Source organism: Rhodococcus sp. IEGM 1379 (assembly GCF_030056815.1).
GTDB lineage: Bacteria > Actinomycetota > Actinomycetes > Mycobacteriales > Mycobacteriaceae > Rhodococcus_F.
The window spans coordinates 24,401-31,379 of record NZ_JASHKR010000050.1; the positions used below are offsets into that span (position 1 = coordinate 24,401).

Genomic DNA, 6,979 nt, shown 5'->3' on the forward strand with positions numbered 1-6,979 from the left:
GTGGCGTTGTCAAGTTGTTTGGAGTGCAACTGTTTTCGGGGGCAGTAGAGAATCAACGGAGCGATATTCAGGCCTTCGAGTACGTCGACGTCTGGCGTGTGCCGCTGGTTCCGACGTCGGGCGACGGTGCTCCCACACAGATCGTGGACGCGTGCTCTGCGGTCGGCAGCGACCTTCATTGCCGCAGGCACGGGCCGGATGTCTACCTGGAGAATGCGGTGTGGACGATATCTCTGCTCGAGACGGGTGATTGCCACATCGGGCTTGAACCGGGTCCACGCCCGCGGCACAAGACAGCCGGTGTGGAACCGTTGAAGTCGTTCTCGTTCGGTGGGCTACACATCGACCAGTCGCTCGCCGAGGCCACTGTCCTGATCGCCGACACCGTGCAGGGTGAACTCGCAGGCTATCCGCCGTTCATTCAATGGCCGATCGAGGAGAAGCGGTTGCTGATGCCGCTCGTGCGCGACGGCCGAGCAATCTGGCGTGACCCGCGTACGGACCGGCAGGTTGCTGAGATCGGTCTGTTGAGGTCGGCGTAAGTGGCGTGCCTTGGATGGTCCCTTACTTCGGTCGGAGACCGAAGGTGGAGATCGCGTGTGGGGGGTGGATTCTGCCGTACGGGAACCGCATTGGCGTCTCTGGCAGTCCTCGATGGTGTCTCGGGTGAGGACGCGGTCGCCTATGTGCGCGAACACTACTCGGGGCGGGCGTTGGAAACTACGTGGCAGCGGTGGTTCGTGTCTCGGCTGTCCGGTGTCGACGCGTATGTCGAGCGGGGCCCGCGCCGTCGGGTGCTTGTCCGCTTCTTTCGGGAGTTTCTCGTGCCGCAATGTTTGCTCTGATCTGCTGTTTCTTCTATTATGAAGATAATTTTCGGAGACAGGACGGGTGATGGCTGCAACCACGGTGGCATCTCGGGCGTCGCGGCGTTCGGCGAGGCAGGGTTCTGCGCGCGCCCAGATCGTGGGTTCGTCGGAACGGTTTTGGCATCGCGGCGAACTCCCCGGATCGCCGAAGACGATCAGCAACGTGTTCTCCGAGCTTGTCCGTGAGGGTGAATTGTTTCCGGTGCGGCGCGGTGTGTACTGGCGAGGGGTGAAGACGCCATTGGGTATGAGTCCGCCGCCGGACTCGGCCGTGGTGGCGGAGTTGGTGGGCAATATGAAAGGTGTAGGTCCTGCGGGGTTGTCCGCGGCGAGCGCGTTGCGGTTGTCGACGCAGGTTCCCAGGTTCCGACAGATCGCGGTGCCCGGTAGGGCACCGGTCGGGACGTCGACGATGAAATTTTTGACCCGTTCGGCGCGTCCGGGTCGTGTCAAGGCGGATCTGAACGGTCTCGAGGTGGCTTTTTTGGAAGTGCTCGGTGATCTGTCGGTCAGTGAACTCAGTGCCCAGTTGTCGTGGAACCGGTTGCTCGAGGTGCTCGGATCCGAGTCGGTACGTCCGGATAAACTGGCGGTCGCTGCGGTCACTGAACCAGGTGTCACACGTGCTCGGTTGCGGGCGATGCTGACGAGTTGTGGGCGGGGCCGGTTGTCGGCACAGATCCCGCCGGCGGACAAGCGGACCGCGGCGCGTGCACTCGATTTCGAGCACGAGAAGTGAGTTCGACCTCAGTCGTGTTGTGGCGGAACGAGAATGCGTCCATCTTCTCTCAGACAGTGGCTGCGGCAGCATCGAGATTGAACATTTCGGAGTTGGCGGTCGCCAAGGACTACTGGGTGTGCGAGGCGCTGCGGGCGGTCGTCTCACACGCGGGAGATGACCTTGTCTTCAAGGGTGGCACCAGCCTGGAGAAGATGCGTCTCGTGCAACGGTTTTCCGAGGATCTCGACTTGTTGGTCACCGGCCGGTACGGCAACAAGCGGGCGACGGAACGAGCGTTGAAGGGGATGTGTGAGGCTGCTGCCGGCGCAATTCCCGGGGCGGTCGCAATCAAACCTGACAACGGGTCCGGCGGAGAGAAAGGCGCCGAGGGCGTCGACGACAGTTTCTGGCGCAAGGTCTATATCGAAGTGCCTCTCGCTCCGGAGTTGGACACGATGGGGATCGCGGATTCGACCCGCATCATGCTCGAGCTCGGTCAGGCCGGGGGACCGACACCGACGCAGATGATGCCGGTGACCAGTCTGCTCGGACGTGAACTCGCGTCGGCGGGTGTGCCGATCACCGAGTATCCGGATCTGACCAGTTTTCCGGTGCGCATGTTGCATCCGAGTCGGACGTTGATCGAAAAACTGTTGCGTATGAACAACTTCGTGGCACGAACCCGGGACGGTAGGGGTCAGGCCGATGGGTGGTCGAGGATTGGTCGGCAACTCTACGACGTGTGGGCGTTGCTCGGTGATCGCATGGTGCGGGAATTGTTGTCCGACAAGGAAACCTCGCGTGCGATCGTCCGTGACTGTATCGCCGTGTCGCAGGCTTATCCTCTACCGGATGAGGAACCTCCGGTAGGTGGGTTCGCGGCATCGGAAATCTTTTCTCGCGAGTGGAGGCACTCTGGAGTGTTGAGGGTGGAGCACGAGAAGGCGATGCGGGGGCTCTATTACGGTGTGGACGCGCCGTCGTTCGATGTGGTGCTCGATCGAGTGGATGAGCATCGCAGCTTACTTGACCTGGACGTTTCAGATAGGGGCTGAATGTTCCTGCGGCGCAATAAGCTCGAGAACATGAAGCTTTCTTCCCGACGATATACAGGCTATGGAAACTGCTGCAGTTGAGGGAGACTGGGTGGCCCACCGGCGTGAAGGTGAGTGTCAGTCCGGCGGGCCGTGCGCGCCCGAGCCGGCAAAGGGGGACGCGCAGCTGTGATGTTACGTCGCGCACTCCGTCCGGGCTTCACGGCCCGGACGAATCTCGTTCCGTTCATCGGTGGAGCAGAGCCGAACTTCGAGTACTTGGAGTGTGTGACCGGCTGAGCGAACGGCTCGGGGCAATTCCGCATACTGGTGACTGCGCACTCCGACGCTGACTAGATAACCTGAATGTTTGCTGACCGCATGGTATTCGGTCCTGGTCGAGGGCGGGCGGTACTCGATTGATCCATGCAGCCGGTCGGTCAGAGGTTCCACAGCTCGAGTAGTGCGCAACCGACGAAACCGACAGCGAAGCGAACACCCGCGTCGAACGATTCATCACCTGGCACCTCCGCGCCGGCCAACTCGTCTTCGACCGACACATCGCAGAAGAGCACTTCGACGAAAACGTAGACGAAATCGCCCAAGCCTTATCAGTGATGTTGTACGCCGTCGAACGCCACGCCACCGCCATCATCCCCGCGAAATCCAGCCGAAACGACGGGATCACACGGCACATCTTCGCCGCCGCCCCAATCCCCGACCAAGGGATACTTCGTCGAACACGACACCGCGCGGACATCGTCGCGATAGCAACCCAAGCCGGATTCACCCGGATACGTAAACCCTGACCGAACAAACCCTTCGCCATATCGCACCCCTCAGGAACACTGGAAACAGCCAACGACGGGACACACCATGACAAACCCCACCGCACCGAGCGATCTCTACCTCCAGTTGCAAGACCAACTCGGCGAAATCCGAGACCTGGTCCGCAAAGTCGTCGACACCACCGCCGAATACCGACTACACGAACCGGAAACCCTCGAAGTAGACACACTCGGCGACCCCACCACCGGACCCGAAGCCCTCGCAGCAGTGCTCCGCGGACTGAAACTCGTCGACCAAGCGCTCGACGCCACCGACACCGCCTACCGGAACGTCCTCGCCGACGCCGGACGTCTCTACGTCAAAGAATGACCAGCCGGCCGAATCAGCTGAAGATCAACCCAAGCAGGGCGACAGCCAGACCCAGAGGAACGACGGTCAGGGCTACGAACATCATCACTGTCGGACCCGTCAACTAGTCTCGGCATCGCGACGAGCACCGGGTCGCCACATCGCTCAGACCGGAGAACTCTCGCCGGTCCTGATCTGTAGGAAACCCCTCAGATCGGGCAGCAGTGTGGCGACCTGTTTCTCATTCACCCAGTGCGTCCATCACGGGGCCGACGATCCGATCTCGAACTGGCCATCGGGTCAGGTGTGCATTCGGACCAGGCGGTGGCGGTGGTGACGGGCAGGTCGATCGAGAATTGGTTGAGCAGGGGTGCGGTGGTGAGGAAGGTGTCGTCGCAGGGCTGCATCTCGAACCATTTCGGCATCACCAGATCGTATCTGTGTACTCCTGCTGTGACAGGGTTATCGGTCTGATTATGTTGCAGCAGAGTGTGTTTTGTCGGAGGGTCGGGATTTTGCGTGGTGTGTGGGCCTCGCCGCGGCGGGTCGATGAGTTGATTCCGCGCGTGACCTGGCCATGTGGGGTGCGGTTGCGGATCGTCGCTGATTCGGCCGCACACTGTTGTGGGTCTACCGGGCCGGTGGTCCACTGTCTGCGGAGACACCATGCCTGGGCTGTGGTCGGGTTCGCCGAATCCGATTCGCCGACGGCGCCTCGGATCGGTCCGTACTGTGCCCGCATGGGGACTTCACGAGTAGTGGTGGGATTGGCGGCTATCGCATTGGTCGCCGGTTGTGGAACGTCGGGCGAGGACACCGGGGGCGCCGCAGCGGCGCCGACGCCCCGGGTGAGCGTGCCGGGTTTGGTGGAGCCGACGTGCCTGGCCGGCAATCTTCTGGGATTCTCCGATCTTCCGCAGATGGCCGCACCGGTCCCCGACCCCATGCCCATCCCGGCCGAGTTCGTGCCCGTCCGCGCGGTGACATGTGAGGGGGACTGGAATGCCGGGGTCACCGACCACACGGTCTTGTGGGTCGAGGAACGACGTGAGGGCAGCATGGACGCTGTCCTCGCGGGGTACCGGTTGCCGTCCGAGTCGTCGTTCGACCAACCAAGATGCTTTGTGAATCAAATGACTCCGCCGATCGTGTGGCTGGTCGACGACGAGGGTCTGGGCCTGCAGGCTCCCGGTTTGCCGACGGGGGAGTGTGGGGTGTTCAAGTGGGAGGCGATCACCGCGATCCGGGCGCTGCCGTTGACGGAGCGGATCGTGCACTGCATCCCGGTGTCTTCGAAGATGGAGGCTCGTTTCAACGGTGAACCGGTCTGAGTGCATGTGGCGTGGGTTCGACTGCGAATGGATGGGTTCTCGAGTAACCGCGGTGGGAATAATCAGTCCGAGACCTACGTGATGAGAGCCGATGGCCGCGATATCCGGCCGCTTACGGAACATGATGTCGGGGCGAAGTATTCGCCGGATGGTTCGAAGATTGTGTACACCCATGCGGTGCAGGAGCCCCGCACCATCGTCGGGATACATGTCATGAACGCCGACGGAAGTCAATCACGTTCATTGACTTCCAAATCATTGATGGGCCTTGACCCCGGAAGCTGGACACGGGGTTTGTGATTACGCGGCTTGCTGCAGGCTATCGGATGTGTGGGCGTTTTCGTAGTCGGCAGGACTGAGATAGTTGCAGTACGAGTGCCGACGCCGGGTGTTGTAGCGGGTGATCCACCGGAACACCGCCAGCCTTGCCGCCCGAGGTGATTCCCACCGCTGGGCGCCTTGTAGTGTTTCGCGTTTGAGTGTCGCGTTGAATGACTCGGCCAGGGCATTGTCTGCGCTCGTGCCGACCGATCCCATCGATTGCGCGACACCCAACTTCGCGCAGAGCATCGCGAAACCCTTTGAGGTGTACTGACTTCCGCGATCGGCGTGGAACACTGCACCGGCAAGGCCGCCGCGGGTCAGTGCTGCGGCACCCAGGGCATCTTCGATGAGTTCGGTGCGCATGTGGTCGGCGATCGACCACCCGACCAGGCGTCGGGAGAAGCAGTCGATCACCGTGGCCAGATACAAGAACTCACTGTCCCCGCATGGCAAGTACGTGATGTCGCCGACGTATCTGGTGTTCGGTGCGGCTGCGGTGAAATCACGGTTGAGCAGGTCCGGGGACGGAGTGTCGGCTGGTTTTGCGATGGTGGTGCGGTGTTTTCGGCGCAGCCGCAGGCCCTCGATGTTGTTCTCGCACATGACCCGTCCGATCCGTTTGTGATTGATCCGTTGGCCGGCGGGTTGCCGGTGATTGATCTCGGCGGTGATCCGGGGCCGCCCGTAGGTGTTGTCCACTTTGTGGATGGCGCGGATCTTCTCGGCGAGTTCGGCGTCGGCGGCGGCGCGGGCAGCCCGCGTGTCGGCGGCGTTGATCCACGCGTAGTACGACGAGCGGGCGATATCGATGACTTGGCATAACCGCTTCACCGGGTAGGTGTCAGAGTGGTCTGCAACGAACTCCGAAGCGGTTCACCAGTTCGACTCTCCGGCGAAATATTTGGCCGCCGACCGTAGGATGTCTCGCTCGGTCTCGAGCTTGGTTTTCTCCGCGCGTAGGTGTGCGACCTCGGCGCGGAGCCTGGCGGCTTCCTGCTCGGGTGTTTCGCTGGGGTCTGGCCGCGGTGCGCTGCTGGTGCCGTGTCTGCGGATCTGGATTCCCGCGTTTTTCAGCCATGTGGTCAGGGAGCCGTGGGATATGCCGAGATCGGCGGCGATCCCGGCTACGGTCGCGCCGTCGGTGTCGCGGTAGAGCTCGACTGCGTCGCGGCGGAACTCTTCGGTGTAATTCTTTTTGGTCATCGGGTTAGATCTTCTCGCTTTCCCTGGTCTGAGACCAGGATCAAGCGTGTCCATCACCCGGGGTCAAGGCCCCGTGTCGTTTCGACGTCGATGTGGTCGATCGAGAACAATTTGTCTTTGGTGAACATGGATTTCAGTAATTTCGCGAGTGCTGCTGACAGGGCAGAAGATCGGATATTCCGAGGATTCTGACGGGGTCCATTAAGTCGGATCCGGTCGCGATTATGTGACTGCAGAAATTGAAGCGAAGACATCGCACGTTCGGGGATCAGTCGACACCAACCCCAGATTAGGAGTTCTCGACAGATGGACGAAATGAGCGGCTGGGTCATGGCAGAGTACAGATCAATCTGCCTGCTC

At 61.4% G+C, this 6,979-nt stretch carries 7 protein-coding genes and 2 pseudogenes; 7 read left to right on the forward strand and 2 right to left on the reverse strand.

The annotated features are described in order from the left end of the window. Positions 1-23 precede the first annotated feature (23 nt). The 4 genes and pseudogenes from QM600_RS21340 to QM600_RS21355 all read left to right on the forward strand — a co-directional run bounded on the left by QM600_RS21340 (position 24) and on the right by QM600_RS21355 (position 2,645). A complete protein-coding gene (locus QM600_RS21340; RefSeq protein ID WP_283263545.1) occupies positions 24-542 on the forward strand; it encodes a hypothetical protein in 519 nt (172 codons plus the stop codon). Between the two features lie 41 nt (positions 543-583). Beyond that, positions 584-755: pseudogene (locus tag QM600_RS21345) on the forward strand (protein-tyrosine phosphatase family protein); the annotation flags it as partial. Between the two features lie 139 nt (positions 756-894). Continuing rightward, positions 895-1,608 (forward strand): hypothetical protein, encoded by a 714-nt coding sequence (locus QM600_RS21350; RefSeq protein ID WP_283263546.1) that lies wholly within the window; start codon positions 895-897, stop codon positions 1,606-1,608. Further along, positions 1,605-2,645, forward strand: coding sequence for a nucleotidyl transferase AbiEii/AbiGii toxin family protein (locus QM600_RS21355; RefSeq protein ID WP_283263547.1), 1,041 nt, complete (start codon positions 1,605-1,607; stop codon positions 2,643-2,645). Before QM600_RS21350 ends, QM600_RS21355 begins: the two co-directional genes overlap by 4 nt. 419 nt (positions 2,646-3,064) lie before the next feature. Here QM600_RS21355 and QM600_RS21360 read toward each other — a convergent pair whose 3' ends face one another. Beyond that, complete coding sequence (locus tag QM600_RS21360; RefSeq protein ID WP_283263548.1) at positions 3,065-3,229, reverse strand: hypothetical protein; 165 nt, start codon at positions 3,227-3,229, stop codon at positions 3,065-3,067. Between the two features lie 271 nt (positions 3,230-3,500). Here QM600_RS21360 and QM600_RS21365 point away from each other — a divergent pair, with 271 nt between their 5' ends. Continuing rightward, a complete protein-coding gene (locus QM600_RS21365; RefSeq protein ID WP_283263549.1) occupies positions 3,501-3,782 on the forward strand; it encodes a hypothetical protein in 282 nt (93 codons plus the stop codon). 719 nt (positions 3,783-4,501) lie between these two features. Then, positions 4,502-5,092, forward strand: a complete 591-nt coding sequence (locus QM600_RS21370) for a hypothetical protein (protein ID WP_283263550.1) — start codon at positions 4,502-4,504, stop codon at positions 5,090-5,092. A gap of 300 nt (positions 5,093-5,392) precedes the next feature. On the opposite strand, the pseudogene QM600_RS21375 reads toward QM600_RS21370, so the two are convergent. Then, a pseudogene (locus tag QM600_RS21375) lies at positions 5,393-6,619 on the reverse strand (IS3 family transposase). On the opposite strand from QM600_RS21375, the gene QM600_RS29990 reads away from it, so the two are divergent. Further along, positions 6,509-6,811, forward strand: coding sequence for a DUF6924 domain-containing protein (locus tag QM600_RS29990; RefSeq protein WP_502943048.1), 303 nt, complete (start codon positions 6,509-6,511; stop codon positions 6,809-6,811). The pseudogene QM600_RS21375 and the gene QM600_RS29990 overlap by 111 nt on opposite strands. Positions 6,812-6,979: the final 168 nt, after the last annotated feature.